This window comes from Vibrio sp. 10N.247.310.17, assembly GCF_041466605.1.
In the GTDB taxonomy this organism is placed as follows: Bacteria; Pseudomonadota; Gammaproteobacteria; order Enterobacterales; family Vibrionaceae; genus Vibrio; species Vibrio tasmaniensis_A.
On sequence record NZ_JBFSTC010000021.1, the window covers coordinates 27,248 to 52,533 of the forward strand.

The 25,286-nt window shown below is 42.2% G+C and carries 26 protein-coding genes; 8 read left to right on the plus strand and 18 right to left on the minus strand.

Features of this window, described 5'->3' with window-relative positions; all coding sequences use genetic code 11:
* Positions 1 to 237: 237 nt before the first annotated feature.
* From AB6D80_RS08500 to AB6D80_RS08515, 4 genes are all read right to left on the minus strand, one after another.
* Entirely contained in the window at positions 238 to 2,505 is a 2,268-nt protein-coding gene (locus tag AB6D80_RS08500; RefSeq protein ID WP_372188283.1) for a YjbH domain-containing protein, read from the minus strand.
* The gene (locus AB6D80_RS08505) at positions 2,505 to 3,413 is read right to left on the minus strand and encodes a capsule biosynthesis GfcC family protein (protein WP_135385167.1); all 909 of its coding nucleotides are present in this window, start codon (positions 3,411 to 3,413) and stop codon (positions 2,505 to 2,507) included. Before AB6D80_RS08505 ends, AB6D80_RS08500 begins: the two co-directional genes overlap by 1 nt.
* A gap of 21 nt (positions 3,414 to 3,434) precedes the next feature.
* Entirely contained in the window at positions 3,435 to 4,139 is a 705-nt protein-coding gene (locus tag AB6D80_RS08510) for a YjbF family lipoprotein (protein WP_135385169.1), read from the minus strand.
* A gap of 120 nt (positions 4,140 to 4,259) precedes the next feature.
* Entirely contained in the window at positions 4,260 to 4,508 is a 249-nt protein-coding gene (locus tag AB6D80_RS08515; RefSeq protein ID WP_020477207.1) for a hypothetical protein, read from the minus strand.
* A gap of 260 nt (positions 4,509 to 4,768) precedes the next feature.
* Between AB6D80_RS08515 and AB6D80_RS08520 the strand changes: the two genes are divergently transcribed.
* The 5 genes from AB6D80_RS08520 to AB6D80_RS08540 all read left to right on the plus strand — a co-directional run bounded on the left by AB6D80_RS08520 (position 4,769) and on the right by AB6D80_RS08540 (position 9,306).
* Positions 4,769 to 5,203 carry a rhodanese-like domain-containing protein gene (locus AB6D80_RS08520; protein ID WP_016786319.1) on the plus strand — a complete coding sequence of 145 codons (435 nt, stop codon included), beginning with the start codon at positions 4,769 to 4,771 and terminating at the stop codon, positions 5,201 to 5,203.
* A 99-nt stretch (positions 5,204 to 5,302) separates the two neighbouring features.
* Positions 5,303 to 5,770 (plus strand): protein-export chaperone SecB, encoded by a 468-nt coding sequence (gene secB, locus AB6D80_RS08525; RefSeq protein WP_009847959.1) that lies wholly within the window; start codon positions 5,303 to 5,305, stop codon positions 5,768 to 5,770.
* A gap of 178 nt (positions 5,771 to 5,948) precedes the next feature.
* The gene (gene gpsA / locus AB6D80_RS08530; protein WP_372188286.1) at positions 5,949 to 6,995 is read left to right on the plus strand and encodes an NAD(P)H-dependent glycerol-3-phosphate dehydrogenase; all 1,047 of its coding nucleotides are present in this window, start codon (positions 5,949 to 5,951) and stop codon (positions 6,993 to 6,995) included.
* A gap of 264 nt (positions 6,996 to 7,259) precedes the next feature.
* The gene (cysE, locus tag AB6D80_RS08535; RefSeq protein WP_009847961.1) at positions 7,260 to 8,081 is read left to right on the plus strand and encodes a serine O-acetyltransferase; all 822 of its coding nucleotides are present in this window, start codon (positions 7,260 to 7,262) and stop codon (positions 8,079 to 8,081) included.
* Positions 8,082 to 8,154: 73 nt separating this feature from the next.
* Positions 8,155 to 9,306, plus strand: coding sequence for a murein hydrolase activator EnvC (locus AB6D80_RS08540; protein ID WP_372188287.1), 1,152 nt, complete (start codon positions 8,155 to 8,157; stop codon positions 9,304 to 9,306).
* A 302-nt stretch (positions 9,307 to 9,608) separates the two neighbouring features.
* Here AB6D80_RS08540 and AB6D80_RS08545 read toward each other — a convergent pair whose 3' ends face one another.
* Positions 9,609 to 10,247, minus strand: a complete 639-nt coding sequence (locus AB6D80_RS08545; protein WP_372188289.1) for a TetR/AcrR family transcriptional regulator — start codon at positions 10,245 to 10,247, stop codon at positions 9,609 to 9,611.
* Positions 10,248 to 10,468: 221 nt separating this feature from the next.
* Between AB6D80_RS08545 and rfaD the strand changes: the two genes are divergently transcribed.
* A complete protein-coding gene (rfaD, locus tag AB6D80_RS08550; protein WP_041472718.1) occupies positions 10,469 to 11,410 on the plus strand; it encodes an ADP-glyceromanno-heptose 6-epimerase in 942 nt (313 codons plus the stop codon).
* Positions 11,411 to 11,485: 75 nt separating this feature from the next.
* A complete protein-coding gene (lpxM, locus tag AB6D80_RS08555; RefSeq protein ID WP_371705030.1) occupies positions 11,486 to 12,439 on the plus strand; it encodes a lauroyl-Kdo(2)-lipid IV(A) myristoyltransferase in 954 nt (317 codons plus the stop codon).
* 43 nt (positions 12,440 to 12,482) lie between these two features.
* On the opposite strand, the gene AB6D80_RS08560 is transcribed toward lpxM, so the two are convergent.
* The 6 genes from AB6D80_RS08560 to AB6D80_RS08585 are packed head-to-tail and all read right to left on the minus strand — an operon-like array spanning position 12,483 to position 17,672.
* On the minus strand, positions 12,483 to 13,157 hold the full coding sequence (locus tag AB6D80_RS08560) for a CatB-related O-acetyltransferase (protein WP_372188290.1): 675 nt from the start codon (positions 13,155 to 13,157) through the stop codon (positions 12,483 to 12,485).
* A 7-nt stretch (positions 13,158 to 13,164) separates the two neighbouring features.
* Positions 13,165 to 14,052, minus strand: a complete 888-nt coding sequence (locus AB6D80_RS08565) for a lipopolysaccharide biosynthesis protein (protein ID WP_372188292.1) — start codon at positions 14,050 to 14,052, stop codon at positions 13,165 to 13,167.
* The gene (locus tag AB6D80_RS08570) at positions 14,042 to 14,998 is read right to left on the minus strand and encodes a glycosyltransferase (protein ID WP_372188294.1); all 957 of its coding nucleotides are present in this window, start codon (positions 14,996 to 14,998) and stop codon (positions 14,042 to 14,044) included. Before AB6D80_RS08570 ends, AB6D80_RS08565 begins: the two co-directional genes overlap by 11 nt.
* Positions 14,999 to 15,016: 18 nt before the next feature.
* Positions 15,017 to 15,505 (minus strand): pantetheine-phosphate adenylyltransferase, encoded by a 489-nt coding sequence (gene coaD, locus AB6D80_RS08575; protein WP_372179505.1) that lies wholly within the window; start codon positions 15,503 to 15,505, stop codon positions 15,017 to 15,019.
* A gap of 9 nt (positions 15,506 to 15,514) precedes the next feature.
* Positions 15,515 to 16,579 (minus strand): glycosyltransferase family 9 protein, encoded by a 1,065-nt coding sequence (locus AB6D80_RS08580; RefSeq protein ID WP_372188295.1) that lies wholly within the window; start codon positions 16,577 to 16,579, stop codon positions 15,515 to 15,517.
* Positions 16,572 to 17,672, minus strand: a complete 1,101-nt coding sequence (locus AB6D80_RS08585; protein ID WP_372188297.1) for a glycosyltransferase family 9 protein — start codon at positions 17,670 to 17,672, stop codon at positions 16,572 to 16,574. The genes AB6D80_RS08580 and AB6D80_RS08585 overlap by 8 nt, the downstream gene beginning before the upstream one ends.
* Positions 17,673 to 17,743: 71 nt before the next feature.
* Between AB6D80_RS08585 and AB6D80_RS08590 the strand changes: the two genes are divergently transcribed.
* Complete coding sequence (locus tag AB6D80_RS08590; RefSeq protein ID WP_372188299.1) at positions 17,744 to 18,466, plus strand: 3-deoxy-D-manno-octulosonic acid kinase; 723 nt, start codon at positions 17,744 to 17,746, stop codon at positions 18,464 to 18,466.
* Between the two features lies 1 nt (position 18,467).
* Here AB6D80_RS08590 and AB6D80_RS08595 read toward each other — a convergent pair whose 3' ends face one another.
* From AB6D80_RS08595 to AB6D80_RS08625, 7 genes are all read right to left on the minus strand, one after another.
* On the minus strand, positions 18,468 to 19,361 hold the full coding sequence (locus AB6D80_RS08595) for a hypothetical protein (protein ID WP_372188301.1): 894 nt from the start codon (positions 19,359 to 19,361) through the stop codon (positions 18,468 to 18,470).
* A 3-nt stretch (positions 19,362 to 19,364) separates the two neighbouring features.
* Positions 19,365 to 20,105: a glycosyltransferase family 25 protein gene (locus AB6D80_RS08600; protein ID WP_017097386.1), complete on the minus strand. Its 741-nt coding sequence runs from the start codon at positions 20,103 to 20,105 to the stop codon at positions 19,365 to 19,367.
* Entirely contained in the window at positions 20,102 to 21,421 is a 1,320-nt protein-coding gene (gene waaA, locus AB6D80_RS08605; RefSeq protein ID WP_372188303.1) for a lipid IV(A) 3-deoxy-D-manno-octulosonic acid transferase, read from the minus strand. Before waaA ends, AB6D80_RS08600 begins: the two co-directional genes overlap by 4 nt.
* Positions 21,422 to 21,434: 13 nt before the next feature.
* Positions 21,435 to 22,490: a lipopolysaccharide heptosyltransferase II gene (waaF, locus tag AB6D80_RS08610; RefSeq protein WP_372188305.1), complete on the minus strand. Its 1,056-nt coding sequence runs from the start codon at positions 22,488 to 22,490 to the stop codon at positions 21,435 to 21,437.
* Positions 22,487 to 23,437 (minus strand): glycosyl transferase family 90, encoded by a 951-nt coding sequence (locus AB6D80_RS08615; RefSeq protein WP_372188307.1) that lies wholly within the window; start codon positions 23,435 to 23,437, stop codon positions 22,487 to 22,489. Before AB6D80_RS08615 ends, waaF begins: the two co-directional genes overlap by 4 nt.
* A 208-nt stretch (positions 23,438 to 23,645) precedes the next feature.
* Positions 23,646 to 24,455, minus strand: coding sequence for a bifunctional DNA-formamidopyrimidine glycosylase/DNA-(apurinic or apyrimidinic site) lyase (gene mutM / locus AB6D80_RS08620; RefSeq protein WP_009847978.1), 810 nt, complete (start codon positions 24,453 to 24,455; stop codon positions 23,646 to 23,648).
* 2 nt (positions 24,456 to 24,457) lie between these two features.
* The gene (locus tag AB6D80_RS08625) at positions 24,458 to 25,006 is read right to left on the minus strand and encodes a hypothetical protein (protein WP_372188309.1); all 549 of its coding nucleotides are present in this window, start codon (positions 25,004 to 25,006) and stop codon (positions 24,458 to 24,460) included.
* Positions 25,007 to 25,286: the final 280 nt, after the last annotated feature.

Below are 25,286 nucleotides of genomic sequence, written 5' to 3' on the forward strand. Positions count from 1 at the left end.
TTAGAACAGGGGTTTTGTAAAGCTTTCCGCAAAAGCACTAACTTTCATATGCTTACCTTACTGCTCGTGCATTATCCATTATTCGTAATTATTATCAACCTCATTAACTGGGTTTAAAGTAAAACTATAGAGCCGAGATCACATAAGATTAAGTATCAAACAAACACCTGACTCCTCGAATATCGAGGGTTAAGGTGTATGCAGTCTCGTCACCCTATAATTCCCCTGTCACTCTATTTATTTCACACTACTTGGCCTTTGGAACCAAGGAGAGCGAGCATCGGTTTGATCGAACAAGTTATACTGCTTGTTCAATACTTGCCCGCCATCACGAGTGATAGGTAACCAGGTAAAGCCTGCGCGACTTGAACTTGGCTTCACAGTGACTAAATCAAACGGAATCGACACATAAAAGCCTTTGGTATAGCTGCCTTCACCGTATTCTTCGGTAGTCATGTCTGTTAGGCTGACAAACGCGCCGGCAATCACACCGCTCTTGAACTGCTTAGAGAAGTCGACCCGAGTACCAATATCACCGGCAAGAAATTTACCGACACCAACTTTGAGTAAAGTATCGTTCAAGAAATCCCATTGTGGGGTGTAGTAACCGGTGATGAAGCCAGTCGTGCCTTTATCGATTACTTTGTACGTTCGGTTGCTATCACCAGGGTTGACTTGGATCTCTTGATCAAACGTGCCAAACCAGCTTTCTGGATCGCGCTGGCTTATTGCTGTCATCTCTGCGCCAATCGCCCAGTTTTGGTTGAATGGACGATAAAGGATTTCGCCACCTACACCCGCGAACATGCTCTCTAGGTAACCGCCGTAGGCTTGGGTGTAGACACCGCTGCCATAGTCTTCAAACCACGTCAGTTGTAAACGGTCTAAACGAACCGGGTCATCAACATAAGATCGGAACAAAGTTCTTACTCTTGGCGTTTGGTCAGTGCCGTCTGATGGGATTTCGTAATTAAACTTGTCGTAGTTATCAATTAAGTTAACGTAAAGAGAGCCCGACAATTCAACATTGTTTAACGCCCAGAAAGAAGCATTGGTGTATAAGCCCAAACTGTACAAGTAGAAGTTTTCAGCCGAACCGAACGATTGAGCTAGGTTTGGTGAAATCGACACATCGAATCGCTCACGCCCATCATGATAGATAACGGATTTCTTGCGTTCTAGTTCGTGAGTGTTTGTTGCGTCACTGGTTTGAGCATTAAGGTAACGATTGTTCGCCGCCGCTTTGAATGCTTGTGCATCTACCGTTGTCTCGGTGAGTTCCGCCGATTTATCGTTTTCGATAATTTTATAGGTATCGATGTAACTCGGTACCGCATTTGCGATAACGGTCGCACCGCGTTCAAGGGCGATATCTCTGTCTCGGTATTTAACCTGAGTACCCTTTACCACAATACTATTATCGTCGACCAAGATTTGCGCTTGTTCATAGCCTGCGACGGTTTCAAGCTCTTTAGCAAGGGCCGCCATATCAATATCGTCAACCGTCTCGACACCACTTGGGCGCAATTCTGCTGTTTCGGTATCTCGCCACACCGAATACATTTCATTGAAGTTGGTAGAGAGGTCGAAACCAAGGGTTAAAGTATCACCTCGCTCATAGCTCACTTTCGCTGAGCCCCAATCAGTGAAACGGTAGACTGCGCCCACGTTCCATGGTGTGTGTTGTGTCATGTCGACACCACCACGTACTACTGGGAAGTCTTGAGAATAATCATTGCCATCGTATTCAAGCTTCAAGGTCAGAGGCTTATAAGGGGTTTGATATTCAAAACCACCATAAATCGCCGCATCGCCTTTAAACCAACGTTCAAAATCGACACTGCCACCATTACCTTTAGTGTCTGATGGACGTTCACAATATTTGTCACTGGCTTTGCACAATGGGTTAGTGAAGTTACCACTGGTGCCCATGTATCCCCAAGCCATGCCCAAGGTAAAATCAACAGGGCCAAAGCGTTTGGTGGCCGCAACAAATTCGCCATCAAATAAACCGGTACCACCAAAATCACGCATCCCGACCGATACTTCCGGCAAGTAGTACCCTTCTTCGATTAAACGCAGTTTAAAGTCGATGCCTTTATCGGTGTATTTAGTACAACCACTGAATGAGTTTTGAGAGCAATCTTGGTCCGCGCCTCCGCTATAGAGCAGATCTTGTACTTGTGTGTAACGAATGGTGGTTTCAAGCCAAGGCATCACCTGTAGGCTGACGTTATAAAAATGGTATTCATTGTTAAACGAGGCGCTAAAGTTAAACTCGCCTTCTGGTGCCATTCGGCCTGTCGGCATTTGCATTAAGCCAACACCACCAAAGTTCATTTGCGACGTTCTGTATTCTATGTCGTCGAATGATGATTTTTCTGCTCGAATCGAAGCGGAATCAATGGTTGTCTCTGCTCTCGTCGAAACGCTACTGGTCATTAACAAAGCGCAGGTAACCGATGTGCACACCGCCGATAGAGGGAATAATTTCTGTTTCAGCATTACAGGCCAACCTTATGACGTAGCAAATCGACAATATCTTGGTTCAACGTTGAGTATTCCGATGGCAAAGAGTAAAACGCCATAAATACGACAGCACCTGGCGCTAAATAAACCGGCTGTTCGTTCCAGTACGCATATTGAATGGTTTGCACCATGCCATCTGGCTGAATAACATACGCCACGCTTTTATCTGCTGACTCACCAATAAAATCACTCGGTAACGCATAGAGGTAATCGTTCAGCGTTCCATGTTCAATCAAATTCAATCTTACAGAATCTTTCATTACACCCATCACCTGAATGGACGTTGATCGTTGCGGTAAGTACAGGGAAAATACTTGAGTTTGACTGTTCGGCGCTTTTGTTATGGCAGCAGATGACTTGTTAGTATTAGAACTTGAAACAAGCAACGGGTTCTTATCTGATTGAGATATAACGGCATTGAGATCGAACTCAATAAAAACTCGATTGAGATATTGGAAAGAAGCTAATTGTTGCTTTACCAGTTTTGCTTCTGGCTCTTCTACTGCCAAAGCTTCAAGCTGGTTAAATACATTGCGCTTTTGGGCTTCGATAGCTTCAGTATTGGCTTTATCAAACAGTTGAGCCGAAAGGGGAAAGTAACCAATACTGCCGTTAGCATTTTCGTTAGAGCTAGCGTTCGCGTCGTCTAACACCTGAAGTAGTCGAACGTCAGCTTTATACTCAAGCGTTACACCTTGCAGGGGAAGCTCAACCGTTGTCTTAACCGAAGGCGTAACAACGTTAGATGCCGCAGAAGCGTAGCTAACAGTGCACAGAGAGAACAGCGCGCTCAAAGCTAACAAGTTTCTCATCATTAACAGAGCTCTCACTACTGGCAACCGACGTCCCGTCATTTTTGATGCGTGACCAATATAATTCATCATTCTAGTTCATTACCCTGTTCGTTAATTGCTTTGATAATGCTTAAGGACGGTTAACTCAAGCCTTGTCATATCAGGGCCTAAATACTGTATGGTTTTGACCACTTTGCCTTTGCTGTCGACCCAATACTCGTTGGTGATCTCTTGCTCTAACATTGGGAAGTTAATTTTTTCTTGGAACTTCTTGGTACTGATAGACACCAACGGTGTTTCGACCGTTTCATTCCCCGCATACGTTCGGGTGATATTTGCTTTATAGCCGAATCGATAGTTAGGTTGCCAGTCGTACACCGCTTGCCACTTTTGAGCGCCGGGGTTAGCTGACAAATCAAACACAGAAGAAGAATCTGGCGACGAGCTGTTTGCAGACGAGAATGCACTCAACGGTTGGAATACTAAACCAGAAAGGTTTTCGTAAGGAAGCAATAGCGTTTGTACAATACGTCCATTTTCAGTAACGATCATCGCTTTGTCAGAAGACATCCACTTTAACTGTTCTGCACCCGTTTGTGGGTTTTCACCGACGTAGGCCAAAACCATGAAAATTTTGCCTTGGTCATTCACTTCCGCATAAATACTGGAATAAGGTAATGTTTGAATGTATTCCTTTGATAGCTCAACATCAGAGCTTCCAAAAAAGGCTTCATCAAAAGTGGAGTTAACGTCTTGAAACTGCTGAGAACAACCCGCAAGAAAAAGACCAAGAGATATGATTAGAGGTTTAAGCATGGCGAATTCTGCTTCCTAGCAATCTGGTTGCTGCTGTCCAATATGGAAAATTAATCAATTAGATATAAAAAAACCACTTTATGCTTTCACATAAAATGGTTTTAAACACCTACTCAAAAATTATCGAGTAGTTGTTGTAGTTGTCGCACCGCTTTCGTTAGAAGCAACCGCTACTGCTGCTGCTGCCGCTACTGCTGCTGTCGCTACTGCAACTGTTGTTGCTGTGCCTGCTGCAACTGCAGATGCACCAGCACCAGCTGCCGCACCACTAGTACCAGCACCAGCGCCCGCTGCTGCAGTTTCTGTTGCTGCAAAAGCACCACCTGAGAAGCTAACTGCTAATGCAGCTGCTAGAGCCATCTTTTTCATAATGATTTCCAATAATATAAACGTTTATAATAGAGACTAATTACATAGACCCTACCAGTCACTCAGCTTAAGTAACTGTTTGTACATCATAATTAATAACTTCAATCAAGTAAATGGATAAATCATAAGCAATAAGTATACATCCCCCCTTAATACATCAACTCACATACAACAATATGCTTCCTCTGTATTCTCCCCCCCTTTATAGCTATACTCCTACCCTATAATTTTTCGCCCAATAACGAATAAGAGTTCAAAATATGCAAGAGTTAGTTCCATTTGTTCAAGAAAATATGATTTTAGCCATCGTATGGATCGGCTTGGTTGTTGCCATCATTGCGAACGTTATCAAGACATCAAACGCAGCTTACAAAGAGATCACGGCAGCGCAAACCACACACATGATTAACCGTGAAAACGGTGTTGTGGTTGATATTCGTACTAAAGATGAGTTCAAAAAGGGCCATATTACTGACGCAGTTCACATTTTGCCGTCAGATATCAAAGCAAATAGCTTTGGTAGCCTTGAAAGCCACAAAGCAGACCCAATCATCGTAGTATGTAAGACAGGTCAAACAGCTCAAGAAAGCGCTAACCTACTGGTTAAAGCTGGTTTCGAAAACGTAAGCGTGCTGAAAAGCGGCTTAGTGGCTTGGAGCGAAGCTAACCTACCTTTGGTGAAAGGTAAAAAGTAGTTAAAGGTAAGCTGACCTAACTAAACGAATATGACTTTAAGGCTTTGTTCAACAGAGATGGCGAACGAAACCTAATTATAAATTTTTAAGGACAAGAAAATGGCTGAAGCAGCACAACAAGACGCACAACAGAACTTCGCAATCCAACGTATCTTCCTAAAAGACGTATCTTTCGAAGCGCCAAACTCTCCAGACATGTTTCAAAAAGAGTGGAACCCAGATGTAAAACTGGACCTAGACACACAAAGTCGTGAACTTGGCGAAGGCGTGTACGAAGTAATCCTACGTCTAACTGTTACGGTTAAAAACGCAGAAGACACTGCATTCCTTTGTGAAGTTCAACAAGGCGGCATCTTCTCTGCAAGCGAAATGGAAGCTGGCCAACTAGCTCATTGCCTAGGTGCATTCTGCCCGAACATCCTGTTCCCATACGCCCGTGAAACAATTTCTAGCCTAGTGGTTAAAGGTACGTTCCCACAACTGAACCTAGCACCAGTTAACTTTGATGCTTTGTTCATGAACTACCTACAAAACCAAGCTCAACAAGCTGAAGGCGAGCAGGCTTAAGTCTCAAAGTAGAACTTAACTCCAACGATTCAAGCGCTAGTTAGCTTTTAAATGCACATCGCAACTTCTGCGATGTGCATTTTTTCTTTACACTGTATTAAAATTGAAAGCTCCTCTGATTTTAGTGGATAGCTTTTCCAAGACTCTTCGATTTCCCTCATTATTTTTAGGTGGAAGCATGACAGAAACAACTCACCCGACAATCTCAACAAACGCTTACGGCAAAGAGATCGCCATGGCAGTAATTGGCGCAGGTTCTTACGGAACATCTCTAGCTATCTCTCTAGCGCGTAACGGTGCAAACGTTGTTCTGTGGGGGCATGACCCTGTTCACATGGCTCGTCTCGAATCTGAGCGCGCAAATAATGAATTTCTACCAAATATCGACTTCCCAGAAAGCCTAATCATCGAGTCAGACCTTGAGAAGGCAGTAACAGCAAGTCGTGATCTTCTTGTTGTCGTCCCTAGCCACGTATTTGGTATCGTTTTAAATAGCCTTAAGCCTCACTTAACAGATTGTTCTCGTATCTGCTGGGCTACTAAAGGTTTAGAGCCGGAAACTGGTCGCCTACTAAAGGATGTCGTTCACGATGTGCTTGGTGATGGGTACTCGTTAGCAGTTCTGTCAGGACCTACCTTCGCCAAAGAGCTAGCGATGGGTATGCCAACGGCAATCTCTGTGGCTTCCCCTGATGCAGAATTCCTTGAACAACTTCAAGAAAAAATTCACTGTGGCAAAACGTTCCGTGTGTACGCAAATTCAGATTTTATTGGCATGCAACTTGGTGGTGCAGTGAAAAATGTCATCGCCATTGGTGCTGGCATGTCAGATGGTATTGGTTTTGGTGCCAATGCACGTACTGCACTTATCACTCGCGGTCTAGCTGAGATGAGTCGACTAGGCGCAGCTCTTGGTGCGCAACCAGAAACCTTCATGGGCATGGCTGGATTGGGTGACCTAGTGCTAACCTGTACTGATAACCAATCACGTAACCGTCGCTTTGGTTTGGCACTTGGCGCAGGTAAAGATGTAGATACAGCACAAGAAGAAATTGGCCAAGTAGTGGAAGGTTATCGCAACACCAAAGAAGTTTGGTTACTATCAGAACGTATGGGCGTTGAAATGCCCATTGTTGAACAGATTTATCAAGTGTTGTATCAAGGGAAAGATGCACACCTAGCAGCACAAGATCTGCTTGCTAGAGACAAAAAGTCAGAAAGATAGTAAGAGCAGATACGAAATTAGAGTAAGCGAGATACGAAGAGAGTTAGAGGTACGGGGAATCAAGATGCGAATAGCATAAAGTAAATGACCCGAACAAAGCTCTCCAACTCGCTCGTTCCTCACTCTTGAAGATGACGTTAATATAATGCTCGTCATATTGAAGAATGAAGTATCTGGAATCTCATTTACGCTAATTGGCTTTTCTAAGCTCTTCGTATCTATCATCTCGCTACGCGTATCTGATTTAAAAGAATGGATGGAAAAATGAAACACTGTGAACAGCAAAAAGTTTGGCAATGCATAGTGAAGGAAGCTCGACAGCAGTCTGAGCAAGAACCTATGCTTGCGAGTTTTTATCATGCCACGATCATCAACCATGAAAGTTTAGGCGCAGCCCTTAGCTACATCCTAGCAAACAAGCTAAAGACGGCTTCAATGCCAGCAATGGCAGTACGTGAAGTGGTTGAGCAAGCATTTAAGCAAGATCAATCGATTATTGATGCGGCAGCTTGTGATATTTGCGCGACGGTAAATCGAGATCCTGCGGTCGAGATGTACTCGATGCCTCTGCTGTACCTTAAAGGCTACCATGCACTTCAAGGTTATCGAGTAGCGAATTGGCTATGGAAACAAGGCCGCATTGCTCTTGCCACTTACCTACAAAACCAAATTTCAGTTGCTTGCCAAGTTGATATTCACCCAGCGGCTCGTATCGGTAAAGCTATCATGCTCGACCACGCCACTGGTATCGTGATTGGTGAAACTGCTGTCGTCGAAAATGATGTATCGATCCTTCAAGACGTTACCCTTGGTGGTACCGGTAAAGAAGGTGGCGACCGTCACCCCAAAATCCGCGAAGGCGTAATGATTGGGGCCGGTGCTAAAATACTCGGCAACATTGAAGTAGGTGAAGGCGCGAAGATTGGTTCATGCTCTGTTGTACTACAGGCCGTACCACCTCATACAACAGTCGCAGGCGTTCCTGCAAAAATTGTCGGAAAACCGAAAACAGATAAACCATCTTTAGATATGGACCAAGGCTTCAATGGTCGCTCGCAAAATTTCATTCATGGTGATGGAATATAAGGGCTGATTCTAGGTTCGATGAAACGAGATACGAAAGACTTAAGAGCAGATGCTGAAAACTAATAAGAGCAACATGACGATAATGATGAAACCAGTCCAAGTAATTAGCACTGTTCTTTTGATATCTGCCAGTCTTTGCGCTGTTCTTTTTTCTGCATCGCCACTTGCCGCATCGAAAGGGGAGCTGAAAGGTGTGTCGAGTGAGATATCTCGTCAACAAAAAACACTATCCTCACAACAGAAGAAGCTCGACAATTTACAAGCAAACCTCAAGCAACAAGAGCTCTCTATCTCCTTGCTTGAAAAAGCCATTAAAACAAGTAAAAAACAACTCAATACCGCCAATGCTAATGTTGCTAGCTTAGATAATAAGATTAAAGCGCTTACAGCACAGAAAAAAGCCCATACCGACAAGTTAGAGCAGCTGATTCAGACTTACTACATGACCAGCAGAGCCAAAGCCTCTTCTCACATCTTAAATACTGGCGTTGAAGAGGACCGCATTAGTCACTATTACCAACACCTCGCCAAAGCGCGATCTGCAACAATCAAAACGATCGAACAAACTCAACTTGAATTAGAAGAAAGCCATAAGCAACGCCAACTTGAGCAAGAACAAATAGCAACGCTGTTAAATCAACAGGTAGAAAAGCGCAACAAACTATCGCAGACCCAAACACAGCGTAAAAAGACCGTCGGCAGTATTAAGAAAAACATCTCTGGCGACAAAAATTACTTAGCCGAACTTCAACGTAATGAAACTCGCCTAAAATCCGAAATAGCGAAAGCAGAAAAAGCCGCACGAGAGAGACGCAATGCTGTCCCTATGGATGGCTTAGCCAAACGTAAAGGTAAACTGCCTTGGCCAATCAAAGATAAAGTTCTGCATAACTACGGCTCACGCCAAACTGGCCAAGTAAATTGGAAAGGCATGGTGATCAAAGCGAAATACGGTCAGCAGGTAAAATCTGTTTACTCAGGAACCGTCGTATTCGCCGAATATTTGCGTGGTTATGGTTTAGTGGTACTACTGGACCACGGTAAAGGCGACATGACACTCTATGGCTTTAACCAAGCGCTTTTAAAGAAAGAAGGTGACAAGGTGAAAGCAGGTGAGGCTATTGCGCTTGCAGGTGACACTGGCGGACAAACCCGACCATCGCTGTACTTTGAAATTCGTAGAAACAGCCAAGCTCAAAACCCGAAAAGATGGTTGGTTAGATAAAAATAGATTCAGTATTCGAGTAACCTAGATGTATGAGGTGAAGAGTGGGCTCTAAGAAAAGAAACATATACCACCTCAGCCCGGGAACCATCACTTATAAAACTTCGTCATTCCAGAATTGAGGGACGAAATATCTGGAATCTCGCTTGAGATTGCTACCCTCGAGGATAAAGAGAGACTCCCTATCACGCTCGTTCCTCGCTGTAGGGAATGACGTCACGATTTATATCCCACCACTCGAATCTGCGCTTTTCCGCTCTCGTTACCCGAATCCGACTTACCGCTTACCCACATCTTCGCTTTTATTTGCTGTTCAGCGCTCTTACACCATCTTCTAACAATGTCAGTTGCTCAAAGCCTTGAGTCGTTGCAATCGGTTTAACGGTTGCGATCATCTGCAGCATTCCTTGGTGAACAACTTGCTCCGTAATTTGAGATTTTGGAGACATCGCCGACTGATACGCCAACCAACCCGATGCGATCAAGTGGATAGATGTGACCATCGACTTCATTTCTGTATCTGTTGCTTTTAGCAAGTTCAACTCAACAAAAGCTCTCATAATATCCACAAGATTCGTTTGCAGCTTTTCTTGAACGGCCATGTAATCAAGATGCAGTTTTTCATCACGAGACAATATTTCAGGCAGGTTCGCATAGAAGAATCGGTACTTCCACATCAATGTGAAGATTGAATCTAAGTAGCTTTTTAGTAGCGTCAGACTTTCTTGCTGCCCTTGAATCGGAGTAAACCTTTCAAGTAACTCTGTCGAGTAGAGAGTAAAGATATCACGTACAATTTCTTGTTTGTTGCGGAAGTGGTAGTAGAGGTTACCTGGGCTGATTTCGATGTGCTCAGCAATATGATTGGTCGTAATACTACGCTCGCCGTGCTCATTAAAAAGCTCTAGAGCTGCGTAAACAATCTTGTCACGTGTTTTCATTAGTAATTAGATCCCTATCCGTTTAGTGGTTCAGTATATCGCCACTAAACAGATAGATCGACCTGTTCACATCTGGTCGAATTAGCTCTGATGAAAATGGATAGAATATCTCAATTAACATCACCACATTACACTAGAATTAAAGAATTATTCCGCTAGCTCGCTTCGTTTGTTCCTTGCTATACTCGTGTGAGTTTGTATTCAAAAAAGTAGGAAGAAATATGATTATCGTAACTGGTGGTGCAGGCATGATTGGCAGCAATATTGTTAAGGCACTCAATGAAGCAGGCCACAACGATATTCTAGTTGTCGACAACTTAAAAGATGGCAAAAAATTTAAGAACCTGGTTGACCTAGATATCACCGATTACATGGATCGTGATGACTTTCTAACTCAAGTTATGGCTGGTGATGATTTCGGTCATATTGAAGCAATTTTCCATGAAGGTGCATGTTCTGCGACCACAGAGTGGGATGGCAAATACATGATGCTCAACAACTACGAATACTCGAAAGAGTTGCTGCATTACTGTATCGAGCGCGAGATTCCGTTCTTGTATGCTTCTTCTGCTGCCACTTATGGTGAAACCGATACCTTTATTGAAGAGCCGCAGTACGAAGGCGCGCTAAACGTATACGGCTATTCAAAACAGCAATTTGATAACTATGTGCGTCGCTTAACTGCAGATGCAACCGCACACAACGAAACGCTTTCTCAAATCACTGGGTTTCGATACTTCAATGTCTACGGTCCACGTGAACAGCACAAAGGCAGTATGGCTTCTGTCGCTTTCCACCTAAACAATCAAATGAACGCTGGTGAAAACCCGAAATTATTCGCAGGAAGCGAAACCTTCAAGCGTGATTTTGTGTATGTTGGTGATGTTGCGGCCGTAAACCTGTGGTTCTTAAAAAATGGCGTATCAGGTATCTTCAACCTAGGTACAGGTAATGCCGAATCATTTGAAGAAGTCGCAAAAGCGGTGATTAAACATCACGGTAAGGGAGAGATTGAAACTATCCCATTCCCTGAGCATTTGAAAGGTGCTTACCAAGAGTTTACTCAAGCTGATTTAACTAAGTTGCGTAATGCCGGTTGCGATGTTCAATTTAAATCGGTTGCTGAAGGCGTCAGCGAGTACATGCAGTCAGTTAATCGCTAGATTACACTCTCCCGAAAACAAGCTAACGGTATACTGTTAGCTTGTTCAATATATATCGCCAGTTAAAGGTTTACAGTGACAACTCAACGCGACGACTACGATCCTAAAGCATACAACCCCAAATTCATCAGTGCGTTTTTATCACCAAAACACTGGGGAACTTGGCTCGGGCTATGCCTATGTCTACCCATTTCTTTGCTGCCAAACTCGATTCGAGTAGCCATAGCAAAATTCGTGGCGACAAAAATGGCGAAGAAGCAACGTGGCTCAGTACAAAAGGCACGTATAAACCTCGCGCTTTGTTTTCCAGAAAAGTCTGTTCAAGAGCGTGAAACCATTCTAACCAATTGCCTAACAACTGCTGGCGCCTTTTTACTTGGTTTTCCTGCCATATCATTACGCAGTAAACGCTGGCTTGAAAGACACTCAGAAATCATTGGATTAGAACACTTACAGCAGCTACAGCAAGACAATCAAAGTGCTATTTTGCTCGTACCTCACTCTTGGTGCATCGACATTCCGGCTATCCTTTTAGCTTCAAGAGGCTTACCCGTTTCTGCGATGGCAAATAGCCAGAAAAACCCTCTGACCGATTGGCTCATGCACAAGCAAAGAGTTCAGTATGGCGGACGAGTTTATGACCGCAGTGGCGGCATTAAGCCTTTTATCAAATCAGTCAAAGATGGCTACTTGGGATATTACCTGCCAGATCAAGACCATGGCCCAGAGCAAAGTGTATTTTCAGACTTCTTTGCGACTGAAAAAGCAACCTTGCCTGGACTTGGAAAACTAGCAAAAGTAAGCCGAGCGAAGATCGTTCCAACCTTTGCCAGCTATAATATTGAGACGGGTAAATACGAAATTGAAATCAAAGCACCCATTGAGTTATCCGGCGATGAACATCAAGACGCTAGGGCAATGAATGAAGTCGTTGAAGGTTTTGTTAATCCGAAACCTGAGCAGTACATGTGGATTTTAAAGTTGTTAAAAACACGTAGGAACGGACAAGACCCATATGTGGGTTATTAATCCACATATGGGCATATAATTTCGATTGATTAATTAGAAAACTCTAGCTAATCAATCGAGTGAAATCTTTGATGTTAATGAAGGCCCCTTGATGCTCTTTGATCTTTTCAAGTGGCCATTCCCACCACTGTTCCATTAAAAGAGCTTTCCTTTCCTGTTCAGTAAAGCGCTTCCTAATCTCTTTCGCAGGAACACCGCCCACAATACTGAATGCATCTACATCTTTGGTCACAATAGAACCAGTTGCAATAACAGCACCATGCCCGATAGTTACTCCGGGGAATATTTTTACTCCTTCACCTATCCAGACATCCGATCCAACAACGACTTGATAATGCTCTTCAACATATCTAGTCCGCGGATAAATAGTGCCTTTGTTAAAATCCAATCCTTGTTTTTGCATCAATCGGTGTTCTGAACGATGAAAACAGGGGTGAGTCGACACATAACCATTGACCGGATGATTATTTAGAACAATTTTAACATTATTAGCAATCGAGCAAAATCGGCCGACCTTGACATTATTCATATCACAACGAGTATCAATATAAGTGCCAAACCCAATATATGAGGCATTCACATCACAGTCATTTGCTATGGAGTTGCAGCCTTCAAATTGAGTATCTGTAAAGTTTGATTTCCGAGAAAGGAAGTTCCTATGCTTTTTTTGGTCACGAATGAATATTAGTTTCTTTATCTTACGTATTATTTTTTTCATAATGAGTCTATTCACCATTACCAGATAGTAGCTTGTGATAAAAGCTATCAACAGTGTAATCTTCAAGCTTAATAAAAACTGATTCATCAAAGTCACTAGAAATAAAGCTTTCAATATTACTAGCGAGTTCATTTAGAGAGTCAAATATAAGAAAGTTATCTTTTGAGTATAAAGGGTGCTTATAAAGAATCGCATGATTAGTGATGATTTTTTTTCTAGCGTATAACGCTTCTTTCACTCTCATAGTATCAGACGTCTGTCCATCAAGAACAATTTCCAATACGCATTTGGTATTGAGCATCACGGTTAGGTATTCAACATAGGAATAAGACGGTTTTTTGTCAAAAACAATAAAATTGCACTTAAAACCATCTAATGCACCTTTTATTTTCTGAACCTTTTCTTTCCTTCCTTTATCCACGCCGACAAAAGAAACATCGAAATCAGATGATTTTTCTATCTCATCGATGATTTTCAGTTGAGGCATAGGTAGGTAAATATGCTTAAAGTCATACTTTGCTGCATCACCTTCATCAAAAGTATACGTTTCGAAATCTTTTAGGTGATGGTTCAGACTTCCATCTGTGACGTTTCTAAAAACAATCACTTTTCTCCCATCAACCTTTGATATCGACTTAATGTCCCTCAAAGAATCGGTGGTGAATATGACATCGAAGCCATTTAGTGCCTTTATTTTTCGTCTTATGATCGCTCCATAAGCCTCATGATAGTGTTTTTTACTATAGAAAAATAAAAAGGAAACCAATTTAACTAGCCACTTACTTAGGAAAATATGATGCTTTTCATAATCAGACGATAGGACGTCAATTTCTAGTTTTTCATACTGTTGCTTATAGCCTACAAAAACCAGTTTCGGTTTCAATTTATCGTTCATAAGGCAACCTTTTAAAAGACTCGACAATACTTCCTAATGCACTATTGGCTTTATTACCTTCAACTACCTTCTCGTAATAACTAACATACTCTGTAGCCATGACATTGGCATTGAATTGATCTCTCGCGTATTCATTACAACGAGCTGAATCATAGGTGTCAGAATTTAAGACCCCTTCTACGAGCTCTTGTTCACAGCTCGATAAAAGACCTACCTCACTAGAAACTAATTCCGGCAGTGAGCCATAGGGTGTACCAAAAACTGGACAACCAAAATACAAACTCTCTGTAATCGCTAAGCCAAACGGTTCATGCCAAGTCACGGGGAAAATCAGACCTTTTGACTGAGTCATGATCTGAGATTTCGTTGTATCGTCCACCATCCCTAAAAAACGAACATGACGATCTAGCGTTAACCTGAAACCCATTTTTAGGTTCAAGCGATGCCCGCCCAAGACATCAAGCTGCTGGCCAGCTTTCTTGGTAATATCAATGGCACCTTGAACATTTTTAACTCGCCACGCCGCTTTCCCAAGAAAATGGAAACGTTCTCGTTTCAAGTTAAAGTTAGGCTTTTGGTAGTTATCCCAATTCAAGCCATTGTAAACATAAGCTTGTGCACCATGATTTTTTGCATGCTGAGATGAAACAAAGACGGTATTAGGGTCAATAGGGCCGTCTGAATTACCATGCTGCGTTAAAATGTAGGGATAAGAGATAGGCTCTAGATCAGAGTGGAAATGTACAACATCAATATCATTTGGAAGCTGACTTTGCAGTGGTACATTCGGTTGATACTCGATGACTCTCGCCCAATCACACTTTGTGCCTTTGCCAGCGAGCAGCGTCACTCGGTGCCCGGCAAGATGCAAAGCATAAACTAAGTCCCAAATGACTCGTTCGGTTCCACCATAATTCACCACAGGTAACGTGGCTCTTGTATACATTAAAATATTCATAATCACTTAATTTTTAAAAGCTTTTACTTTAGCGACAACAGCTTGATGAACACACCCTGGAACAAATTGCTCTATTTCTCCACCATGAATAGCGACTTCACGAACCAATGTTGATGATAAAAAAGCAAACTCTTCTGAAGGTGTCAAAAACAGGCTCTCTAGTTCTGGTTTTAATCGACGATACATTGTCGTCAAACCAAACTCATACTCAAAGTCCATTGTTGTTCTTAAGCCACGCACCAAAATTGAGGCATTTTGCTCGGTCGCAAAATCAACCAACAAGCCGCTAAAACCCTCGACGGAGACATTAGGTAATTCATGGCAAGTTTCTCGCAATAAGGCCACACGCTCATCTAAGCTAAATAAGGTGGCTTTACTTGGGCTCTCTGCGACACCAATGACAAGCTTTTCAAACATACATGCAGCACGTTTAATTAAGTCATAGTGGCCGTTAGTCACTGGATCAAAAGTACCTGGGTATATTGCTATTTTCATGACATTCCTTTATTCACTGGATGTTTTCTTGTTTTTCAATCGGCCTAATACACGGTCTAGCTGCTCAATCACCGATTCTGTTGAAATAAGAGCCATAAGATCTTTTCCTTTTACTCGGGTTCCCCATGGAAGCTCGTCAACCGCTTTACCGTGTTGCTCTTCAGCAATCTGTTCATAGACAGAAACCACACTGTCTAAACTATGATAAGGCCCTGTTCGCATTGGGTTACTGTGCGCATACAAACCAATCACGGGGACACCTTGAGTCGTCGCAATGTGTGCAGGCCCTGAATCAGGAGCGATCACAACACTGGATTTACCAATCACTGCGGTAAGCTGCTTTAACGAGGTTGAGCCTACTAAGTTAATACAAGGTGATGTCATGTGCTGAGAGATATTGTCGGTTAAATTGCGCTCTCTATCCGTTGGAGCACCACAAAAAACCACTTTAAAGCCTAACTGATAAGCGTGATCGGCGACAGCGGCATAGCGCTCAACTAACCAGTTTCTCTCATCTTTACTCGCGGCAGGGCTAATAACAATATACGGCTCATGCGCAAGCTCCATCGATAGTCTTTGATCTTCATCAGACAAAGCAAGATCCCATGTCGGCACCTGTTTGGAACACCCCAAAAAGTAAGCAAATTCAGAGAAATTATCTAACACATGAGATGCGTCCGTTTTTGGTAGCTTGCGGTTGGTAAAGAGCCACTGCCCCTCTTTGGCACGTGTCCAACTAAAACCAAGTTTTACTTTTGCCTTTACTCCGATCGTTAACAGGCTGGCTCTTAATGCAACTTGCATATGCAGTAAATAATCAAACCGAGTTGGACGTAGGGATCCCCATACTTCTTTCATTCCTTTTAGGCCGCGTTTTTTATCAAACACTACAACTTGAATTCCAGGTATATCACCAAGTAATTGAGCTTCGATTTTTCCCATCACCCACGTGATCTGACATTCTGGATAGGTAGCTTGAATAAGTTGCACCACAGAAAGGGCATGACAAACGTCACCAATGGCAGATAAACGCAGAATACAAATAGATTTTGGAGCAGAAAGAGCGTTATTCATTGATCGATTCCAATGGCATCATTTCTAGAACAGCAGAAACAACGTTATCTGGCTTGATATCTTGAAGGCATGGCGAATATACATCATCGCTAATCTGACATCTGTTTTTATAGCAAGGGACGCAGTTACGTTCAGATTGCACAAGTCTAATATTGGCGACTCTTTGGGAGCTAACACCATTGCTGTATAAATTGTTCGTTACATCAATTGGCTCTTCATATGGCCAAGGTGACCACATGCTTGCTGGCGCCACGCTAATAATAGATACAATTGGGATAGAGTAACCTGATGCGAGGTGACCCGGGCCACTATCAGGTCCAAGAAAACCATCACTGTGTTTTATTAATACCGAAGTTTGAGCTAATGATAATTCCCCCAAAACACTGACCAGTTGATTCGATTCAGGAACTTGGCTAATGATTTGTTCAACAATGGTCTCGTCTCGTTCTAATTTAGCGCCAGATAAGACAATATTATAACCTGAAGATATCAGACGATTGATGACTTCAACCCAATACGAGACTGGCCACTGCTTAATTTCGTTGGAGGATGGCGCATGCACAACAATGTAGTTTGATGGCAATCTCTTTTGAACCGCTGAAGGTAATAACTCTTCGGGAGATACAAGCCGTGCAATACAATTAACATCTATGGTATCCAGCATACGAGCAACGCGACTCATTTTATGCTCAAAGCGATGTTGTTCTTTAATGTAATGAGTATAAATTAACTTTTTAACCCAGGCGCCAGAAAGCGATTCATCAATTGCACCAAGTCTTTTCTTGCCAAAGATAAAACTATAGATAGCGGTTCTATCATTAAGCATTTCATTGACGACTAAATCATATCGACCATGCGTTTTTAAAATTCGGTAATAGTCCTTAACGGATGCTCTTGGCGGAATTTCAACTAAAGAGTCAACGTCTGGATTGGTACCAAAAACCATCTCCCCTCTAGCATTCACTAAAACATCTATTGTGGCGGTCGGAAACGCTTTTCTCAGACTATGGGTAAAAGCAGAGATCAACAAACTATCACCAATGCAATGAGTGGCAACAACTAATATTTTTTGGTAACTACATGAATCGTTCATTAATCTGTTCGGCGTTTGATATACTGTTCTACCAAGTATGCCATAAACTCCCCAATACGAGACAGTGATTCATGTTTACAACAAAGCAAATCCATAAAACAACGTACTGGTATAACCCTAAATTACTCACCGAAGACGTTGAATTGGCTTTTTCTGTAGATTATTGGAAGGCGAATCAAGCAATACTGGGGCACGCTCAAGGTAGAGGAACAACATGGTTTGTTAAGGGAGAAAAAAGCGATTTCGCTCTTCGACATTATCACCGCGGCGGCTTGTTTGGAAAGCTAATTAGAGACAGCTATTTATTTACTGGATTAGAGAGCTCACGAGCATACCAAGAGTTAATGTTACTTGAGCTTCTAGCTAAACATAACGTTAATGTCCCAAGCCCAGTTGCTGCAAAGGTATCGAGAGAAGGGATCGTTTACAAAGCCGATATTTTAATTGAAAAGATTTCCGACGCCGAAGACTTAGTAAAGATATTGTCGAACAAAAAACTATCCGATACCCATTTCAACGATATTGGCCATCAAATTCGAAAAATGCACGATGCAGGGGTCAATCATACCGACCTCAATATCCATAACATTCTCGTAGATAAAGCAGGTAAGGTTTGGATTATCGATTTTGATAAATGCTTAACGCAGACAGGCAGCAACTGGAAAAAGAGTAATCTAAAGCGACTCGAGCGCTCATTCGAAAAAGAAGTTCGATTAGGAAGGATTGATGCTCAGCACTTTGATTTTTCACAAATTGAACAAGGGTACAAAGTGAGTACCCTTGAGAGTCTATGATTTATTCTTCTTTCAAACCAAATAACTTACGAAGTTTCTTTTTCTTTTTATAGATATGCCCTCGAATCACTTCAGCAAGAGGGCGCTTGAAGGACACTTCTTTAGCTAAGCGTATTTGCTCTTCAAATGGTTTATCTCCATGTGCTTCAAAGAACCGTTCCAACACCGTTCTCGCCCAGTCTTTTCGTCCACTCGTTGAATAATGATTGAGCCAAGCTTTCGCTGGTTCAATATTCACCTGTGTAGAGAGCGCTTCAGATAACGCAAACTGCTCTAAAGTGTGTGCCTCACACCCTTCTTGACGTAACGCTTGAATCAACACATCGGCATAATCAAAAGCCGATGAGTGTTTTCCGGTGATACCAATGACTGCCGACGCCCACATAACAGAGTCTGGATTGGTGCGGTAAACACTGCCATCCATAAGTTTTATATCTCTATCTCTGATATGTGCATACTCATTGGTGCTTGGCAAAGTATTGATGTTCACTTCTGAGCAAAACAGTAACGCGTTTTTATCCGATATAGAGTCGAAGTAAACATTTGTTGGCACGTTAAAGTACGTATCTGTATCTAGAAAAAGCAGTTTATCTTCAGGACTCAACTCTAAATTATCACAAAGATATTTTAAGCCGCGGTTCTTAATTCTAAAGTGATAAGTATTGTCTAGACTCCATTCAGCCTTTTGATCAGGCGATATCGGAAACACTTTAATTGGCATATTAGCGAAGTGCTCAGGCTCTTCTGCTAGAACAGAAATTTCAGGCCTAGTTCCATTTGCCTCAACCCAATTGGCTAAAAAAGACAAAATGCAAAATCTTGCGCCTTGATAGTAAGTTCTATCATTGCCATAAATGACAAATGTTAAGTGTTTTCTAGCCAATTCTGATTTCATAATTTAGTACTTCGTAATATTTTTAAAAAGTGCTTTGTGCTTGCTGCTGACATGGCTTCGAACATGAGTTCGGTATCCCTCTTTAAACCAACTTCTAACCGTCGCATAAAGTCCTGAGGTTCTACCACTCAACTCACTATCAAATGCACCGGTTTTACTGCCCTGACGAACCAAAGGTGGATGTGTCCAAAAAATATTGTACTCTAATGTCGTTCGCTCATTACCAATATAACCATCAATAGGTGCGTCAGTTATATTGCTTTCCATATGCTCTACCATTGCACGAGCAAAACTAAGGTCATAAAGCAAACCACCAGTAAGCTTGTTCGTTTTACACAAGTACAGATGTTGATTTGGAACTCTTACTGATGCAGGTACTAAGCTCGATGCCTCTTCAATATTTACAAGATACTTTTCTTCACCACGAAGTTCATTTTGGAAAGCTTCTAGTTGCTCAATAAAATCGCTATTTAAAAAAGCATCATCTTCTAACACTAATACTTGTGGAATTTGTTCTTCTACGACTTTTTTCATCACTAAGTAGTGCTTATAAAAGCAAGACTTCTCAGGGAGCCTCAGTGAGTCGTCAAAAAAACCATTTCTAACGTCATCAGATAGATCATCGATATCACCAGCTAACATATATTCGTAATCAGTGATGCCCACTTCTGGCAGGTGCTTATCTATATGTTTTCTACGTTCTTCGTAGCCTTTGCTTACATGAATAACAAAAGTTTTGATCATGGTGATGTCTCAATATTGGTTGACTGATTATTGGTGGCTGAATGATGTATCAATTGGAGTGTTTGTTGTAACGCACCTTGATTCTGTTGAACTATACCATAGCCTATTCGCCCTTTTTCAATTAACTCTTTAGGCTTGGATAATGCACTGATCATTTGTAAAGCAAGCTCATTCTCATCGGCTACAACAGACAGTGCGCTCGAGTCGATCAATTGATTCGCCAGGTCTGCAAAATTGAAATAGTTCGGCCCTGTTAAGCAGTATTTTTGAAGCAGCGCAGGTTCGATGAAGTTATGCCCTCCTACTTTCTTTCCAAGTAGGCTTCCTCCCATAAAGACAAGATCGCTCGCAGAAAGCATAACCATAAGCTCTCCCATCGTATCCCCTAGGTAAACATCGACATCGAGCGGTAACTCGTCAACAACTTCGGTTCGACGAACCAAAACTAAGCCTTGGTTTTTGGCCAATTCAGCAACTGAATCAAACCGTTCAGGGTGACGAGGCACTATCACTAACAGCAATTCTGGCCGTTGGATTTTGGCTTGTTGGTAAGCTCTAAAAATTTGTTCATCTTCGCCCGCATGAGTGCTCGCGGCGACAACAATCTGCCTACCCTGCCCCAAAATATCTTTAAGATGCTCGCCTTGTGCGATTACATTATTATCAATCGACACATCGTACTTAATTGACCCTGTGACAATGACTTTTTCGCTCGGCGCACCTAGTAACTCAAATCGAGATTTATCATCAGAGTGTACCGTCAATATTAAACTTAACTTAGAGATAGTCGGATAAATTAACGAACTCATTTTTTGATAATTACTGGCTGATTTTTCTGATAATCGTCCATTGACTAATATCATCGGAATATCATTTTTAGCAACGGTGTTAATGGTGTTCGGCCATAATTCCGTTTCAATAATGAGCATGTTGTCTGGCTGAATGTGGTTGATAAAACGTTGAACACACCAACTAAAATCAATAGGCATATAACGATGGCTAATCGAACCGCTCATCTTTTCGACCTGCTCAGCGCCTGTACTCGTTGTTGTAGTGATCAGTATTCTTTTATCTGGGTTTTGTATCGCCAGTTGTTCAACTAACTTTTTACTCGCCAGCACTTCCCCTACTGAAACGGCATGAATCCAAATCACACCCGATTGTCTATTCTTAATAGGCGGTGTAAATCCGAAATGCTCTTTCCAGCGATGACCAAAAGGCGGTTTGTTTGCTTTGGAGCGATATAAGCCCCAAAGCAGAATAGGGCTAACAAGGAAAAGTAGCGCGGTATAGGCCCAACGAACGACGATGCTCATATAACGACCTTATTTATATTTTGCCTTGGGAAATAACATCAAACTGCTCAATAGCACTAATGACTCTACTCGGCATTAACTCAGTGAGGCACTTTAGGTGCTGCTTGGGACAAGTTCGTTCAAAGCAAGGTCGGCACTCAATATCGGTATTGATGATCGCCAGTTTGTTCGTTAGCGGAGGCGTATATTTAGGTGAACTAGAGCCGTAAACAGCCACGACATTACAGCCCACCGCAGCGGCCACATGCATCAGCCCAGAATCATTGCTAACGACAGTACGACAAGCCCCGATCAAGTCTACAGCCTGAATTAAGCTCGTATCTCCAGCTAAATTGAAGCAATGCTGCTGCATATTAACAGGGACTTGTTCGATTATCTTTTGGGTTACTTCACGATCTTTAGCCGAGCCAAACAACCACACTTGGTAACCTTGCTTTATCATCGCTGTCGCTGCTGTTGCAAAGTGATTATCAGGCCAACGTTTCGCAGGGCCAAACTCAGCACCAGGACATAAACCAAGGACAGGCCTTTGATTGTTTAAACCAAATTGCTCCATAGCCTCTTGTTGGCTGGAGTCAACAACTTGTAGGCTTGGAAAAGGTAATGATGACAATTCACCTAAACAACCACTACCCGTCATTTCAGCTTTAGGGTGCGCTAACGCTACATACCGCTCTAACATGTATTTAAACGCTTTTTTATTGGTTCTAACGTCATTAAGCAAACCAAAACGCATTTCACCTTTCCAGCCAACTCGTTCAGGGACGCGTGCAAACAGGGGAATTAAAGCTGATTTCGCGGAGTTAGGTAATACGTACGCTTTATCGTACTGTACTTCCCTCAACGATTTGCCGATCTTATAACGAGATTTCAGATCAAATTGCCCATGCCCTAGTGGCATTTCAAGAGCTTGATTGACTTGTGGCATTCTTTCCAAAATAGGCTTACACCACGCTGGCGCTAAAACATCAATTTTTGCGTCAGGATACTGTCTTTGCAACTCAATATATAAGCCTTGAGACATTACCATGTCTCCAACCCATGACGGGCCAATAATCAGAATTTTCATTTGTCTTGCTCGTTAATAGCGTGTTCGTTAATAGCTTGGCCAGATAGTCTAAAATATTCTTGAAGTGTTTTAATGCAAACCAATTTTTCTAGTTGTTCATCTTGGAAAGGAGCAAGGTATTCATGCGCATTTTTGATCATCTGTTCAGACTCTTTAGGGTTGTCTAAATAGTATTTAATTTTTTGCTCAAAATCCGACCAGTCATCCTTCACCTCTACATAATGTATGCCTGGCTGTAGAGTGCCTTCCATAAACCACGTTTCAAACTTCATTTTTGGAGTAACGACAAGTGAGTTTGAAGACATTGCCCATTTCAAGTTTGATGCAACATCGTTCCCTTCAAGACAAATAATGAATTTGTATTGAAGCTGCTCTTCTACTGTCATAAATGGCTGTTGCCACTCTGGGTGTTGCTCTGAAGTATTCGATTGACCTGCATTCATCAGTGGATGACCATACAGAGTTTCCATAAAACGAATTCTATGTGGTTGAGTCACAGCACCACGAAACACGGCCATATTTTTTTTATCAGAAAAACTTAAGCTATCATCCACGAATCGGAAATGACGACGCTTATCTAATTTAAATAGTACAGAGTTACTATTGTTCCCATCAATCGGACGAGCTTTAAATAAAGTTGGAACTGGCTCTATATGCGTTTCATCACCAAAGTAGTAACTGAAACGAAAGTACTTTGGAAAATAATGAAGAAACTCTTTAAGATCAAAGAAATAAGATGTATATCCTTTTCGAGAATAATTATTAATCTCGCAGCTTAGACTAGCCTTATCAAAGTCGCCGAGCCCTTTCACATAATAATTTACTCTGGTTTTTATATAGTCAGCTTGACCGGAATATGAATTTTCCAGCTTTTCAAACTGTTTTGAAAAATACAAACGAGGTGCGATAGAGAGCAAGGCATGTTTTAGATAATAAAATATCTTCATAGTTTCTCTTTATATTTTATTTTTACGTAATGTAACGAAGGCAAAGCCAGCAGCCATAGGCAAGGAATTATCAACAAAGCTCTAGAGGTAGACTCTGCCTTTAGAAATGAAGACGACAAGTTCCACAATAATATCCGTAATTTTATCAGATAAAGTGCCCTAGACACAGCCTCAAGTGATATCAACTTCTGTATTGAGAAGGACACATCTATACCTGACAGCTAGAGCAATAAAACGTGTTTCTTTGCCCGATTTTAAGTTCCTGAATCAGCTCTTCACAGTTAGGACACTGTTCACCAGCCTTACCATAAACCTGCAGCTCTTGAGCAAAATATCCCGGTTTTCCATCCGCTTGGGCAAAGTCTTTTAGCGTTGTTCCACCCTGTCTGATAGCCGTCGTGAGTACTTGCTTGATCTCTTTAGTTAACAAGAGCCACTCTTGTTTTGTAACCTTACTTGCAGAGCGCAAAGGATTAATACGTGAAGAAAACAGAGCTTCATTGGCGTAGATATTACCCACACCGACCACTACTTTGTTGTCCATGATGAACTGTTTGACGGCAACCTTACGCTTTTCTGCTTTCTCAGCAATGTAATCTGCGTTGAAGTCGTCAGTTAGTGGCTCAGGACCAGAACCCAGTAATACTGTATGTATTTCATCAGGCGCCGACCATAACCACGCACCAAAGCGACGCGGATCGTTGTAACGCAATATCTTGCCATTGGTTAGCTTAAGATCCACGTGGTCGTGTTTTGCTGGCGGGAAATCTGCGTCTAACACGCGCAGTGAGCCAGACATACCAAGGTGCACAATGGCTGTTCCGGTATCAGTTTCTATCAATAGGTACTTAGCTCGGCGTGAGATAGAGCGAATCACCTGCCCTTCTAATTTCTTAAGTTCTTGAGGGATATCCCAACGCAGTTTAGGTGTACGAAAAGTCAGAGTTTTAATCGTCTCGCCAACTAAATGAGGCGAGATCCCCATGCGGCTTACTTCAACTTCGGGTAATTCAGGCATAGTTAGTCGTCCGATTTAGGTGGTTTGTCTGATATAGATAGCTTGTCTGCTTTAAAGAGATGGTCTGATTTAAATGAATCTTCTGAGCCAAAGCTTGGAAACAAGTAACTCTCTTCAATAGACACCGCCAACCACTGATCATTCCAGTTTTTTAGCAACCAAAACTCAGCAAGCTGATAATAGGTAATACGCTGTGGCTCTTCTTGGTCTTGATACCAAACTTCAATGGTGTGCGGCGTATTAAGCTGGGGAGTCAGGTCAGTATAAGTTTTAGCGTCGACTTCCGTGCCTACTAGCTGTTGCCAGCGTTGCGATAACTCTTGGGCACTCACACTTTGCTCTGAGACAGACTCTTTCATTTGATAAACCCAATGGCCGTCTTCTTGCACTACCGACCACTTAGTAAAGTGTAAGGCTTGAAGTTCTGCTTTTGGGTTTAAAAGATAAGGGTAAGGGCTGCTTGCCTGAAGTTCAGGCTCAGGTTCGATAAGGTACGTTTTGATCAATGTTGGAAGGTTTAGCACCCCAATAAAAGCGATCACGCTTAACATGAGTATGTTGTTCCATCGACGTCCACGATATCTCATATGATTCTGCTCATCTAACCTATTGAGTGTTCAGTATATCGTGAAAATGGCGACACATTCTATCCTGAGTAATTTTCTATCACATAAGCTCATCGGCAAGTGTAACGTCTGTACGGTAGGTGCCAAATTGAGCCAATAATGCTTACCCTTATCAAAAACACTGGGGCTTCCCAAATTTTGGGCATAAAAAAACCCAGCTATAAGCTGGGTTTTTAATTTATTCTTCTATAAAAGAAGAGACAAA

What these genes read in the sequence shown, in the direction of transcription:
- AB6D80_RS08500 (WP_372188283.1), bottom strand. Translation starts at nt 2,505, where the DNA reads ATGCTGAAACAGAAATTATTCCCTCTATCGGCGGTGTGCACATCGGTT.
- AB6D80_RS08505 (WP_135385167.1), bottom strand. Translation starts at nt 3,413, where the DNA reads ATGATGAATTATATTGGTCACGCATCAAAAATGACGGGACGTCGGTTG.
- AB6D80_RS08510 (WP_135385169.1), bottom strand. Translation starts at nt 4,139, where the DNA reads ATGCTTAAACCTCTAATCATATCTCTTGGTCTTTTTCTTGCGGGTTGT.
- AB6D80_RS08515 (WP_020477207.1), bottom strand. Translation starts at nt 4,508, where the DNA reads ATGAAAAAGATGGCTCTAGCAGCTGCATTAGCAGTTAGCTTCTCAGGT.
- AB6D80_RS08520 (WP_016786319.1), top strand. Translation starts at nt 4,769, where the DNA reads ATGCAAGAGTTAGTTCCATTTGTTCAAGAAAATATGATTTTAGCCATC.
- secB (WP_009847959.1), top strand. Translation starts at nt 5,303, where the DNA reads ATGGCTGAAGCAGCACAACAAGACGCACAACAGAACTTCGCAATCCAA.
- gpsA (WP_372188286.1), top strand. Translation starts at nt 5,949, where the DNA reads ATGACAGAAACAACTCACCCGACAATCTCAACAAACGCTTACGGCAAA.
- cysE (WP_009847961.1), top strand. Translation starts at nt 7,260, where the DNA reads ATGAAACACTGTGAACAGCAAAAAGTTTGGCAATGCATAGTGAAGGAA.
- AB6D80_RS08540 (WP_372188287.1), top strand. Translation starts at nt 8,155, where the DNA reads ATGACGATAATGATGAAACCAGTCCAAGTAATTAGCACTGTTCTTTTG.
- AB6D80_RS08545 (WP_372188289.1), bottom strand. Translation starts at nt 10,247, where the DNA reads ATGAAAACACGTGACAAGATTGTTTACGCAGCTCTAGAGCTTTTTAAT.
- rfaD (WP_041472718.1), top strand. Translation starts at nt 10,469, where the DNA reads ATGATTATCGTAACTGGTGGTGCAGGCATGATTGGCAGCAATATTGTT.
- AB6D80_RS08560 (WP_372188290.1), bottom strand. Translation starts at nt 13,157, where the DNA reads ATGAAAAAAATAATACGTAAGATAAAGAAACTAATATTCATTCGTGAC.
- AB6D80_RS08565 (WP_372188292.1), bottom strand. Translation starts at nt 14,052, where the DNA reads ATGAACGATAAATTGAAACCGAAACTGGTTTTTGTAGGCTATAAGCAA.
- AB6D80_RS08570 (WP_372188294.1), bottom strand. Translation starts at nt 14,998, where the DNA reads ATGTATACAAGAGCCACGTTACCTGTGGTGAATTATGGTGGAACCGAA.
- coaD (WP_372179505.1), bottom strand. Translation starts at nt 15,505, where the DNA reads ATGAAAATAGCAATATACCCAGGTACTTTTGATCCAGTGACTAACGGC.
- AB6D80_RS08580 (WP_372188295.1), bottom strand. Translation starts at nt 16,579, where the DNA reads ATGAATAACGCTCTTTCTGCTCCAAAATCTATTTGTATTCTGCGTTTA.
- AB6D80_RS08585 (WP_372188297.1), bottom strand. Translation starts at nt 17,672, where the DNA reads ATGAACGATTCATGTAGTTACCAAAAAATATTAGTTGTTGCCACTCAT.
- AB6D80_RS08590 (WP_372188299.1), top strand. Translation starts at nt 17,744, where the DNA reads ATGTTTACAACAAAGCAAATCCATAAAACAACGTACTGGTATAACCCT.
- AB6D80_RS08595 (WP_372188301.1), bottom strand. Translation starts at nt 19,361, where the DNA reads ATGAAATCAGAATTGGCTAGAAAACACTTAACATTTGTCATTTATGGC.
- AB6D80_RS08600 (WP_017097386.1), bottom strand. Translation starts at nt 20,105, where the DNA reads ATGATCAAAACTTTTGTTATTCATGTAAGCAAAGGCTACGAAGAACGT.
- waaA (WP_372188303.1), bottom strand. Translation starts at nt 21,421, where the DNA reads ATGAGCATCGTCGTTCGTTGGGCCTATACCGCGCTACTTTTCCTTGTT.
- waaF (WP_372188305.1), bottom strand. Translation starts at nt 22,490, where the DNA reads ATGAAAATTCTGATTATTGGCCCGTCATGGGTTGGAGACATGGTAATG.
- AB6D80_RS08615 (WP_372188307.1), bottom strand. Translation starts at nt 23,437, where the DNA reads ATGAAGATATTTTATTATCTAAAACATGCCTTGCTCTCTATCGCACCT.
- mutM (WP_009847978.1), bottom strand. Translation starts at nt 24,455, where the DNA reads ATGCCTGAATTACCCGAAGTTGAAGTAAGCCGCATGGGGATCTCGCCT.
- AB6D80_RS08625 (WP_372188309.1), bottom strand. Translation starts at nt 25,006, where the DNA reads ATGTTAAGCGTGATCGCTTTTATTGGGGTGCTAAACCTTCCAACATTG.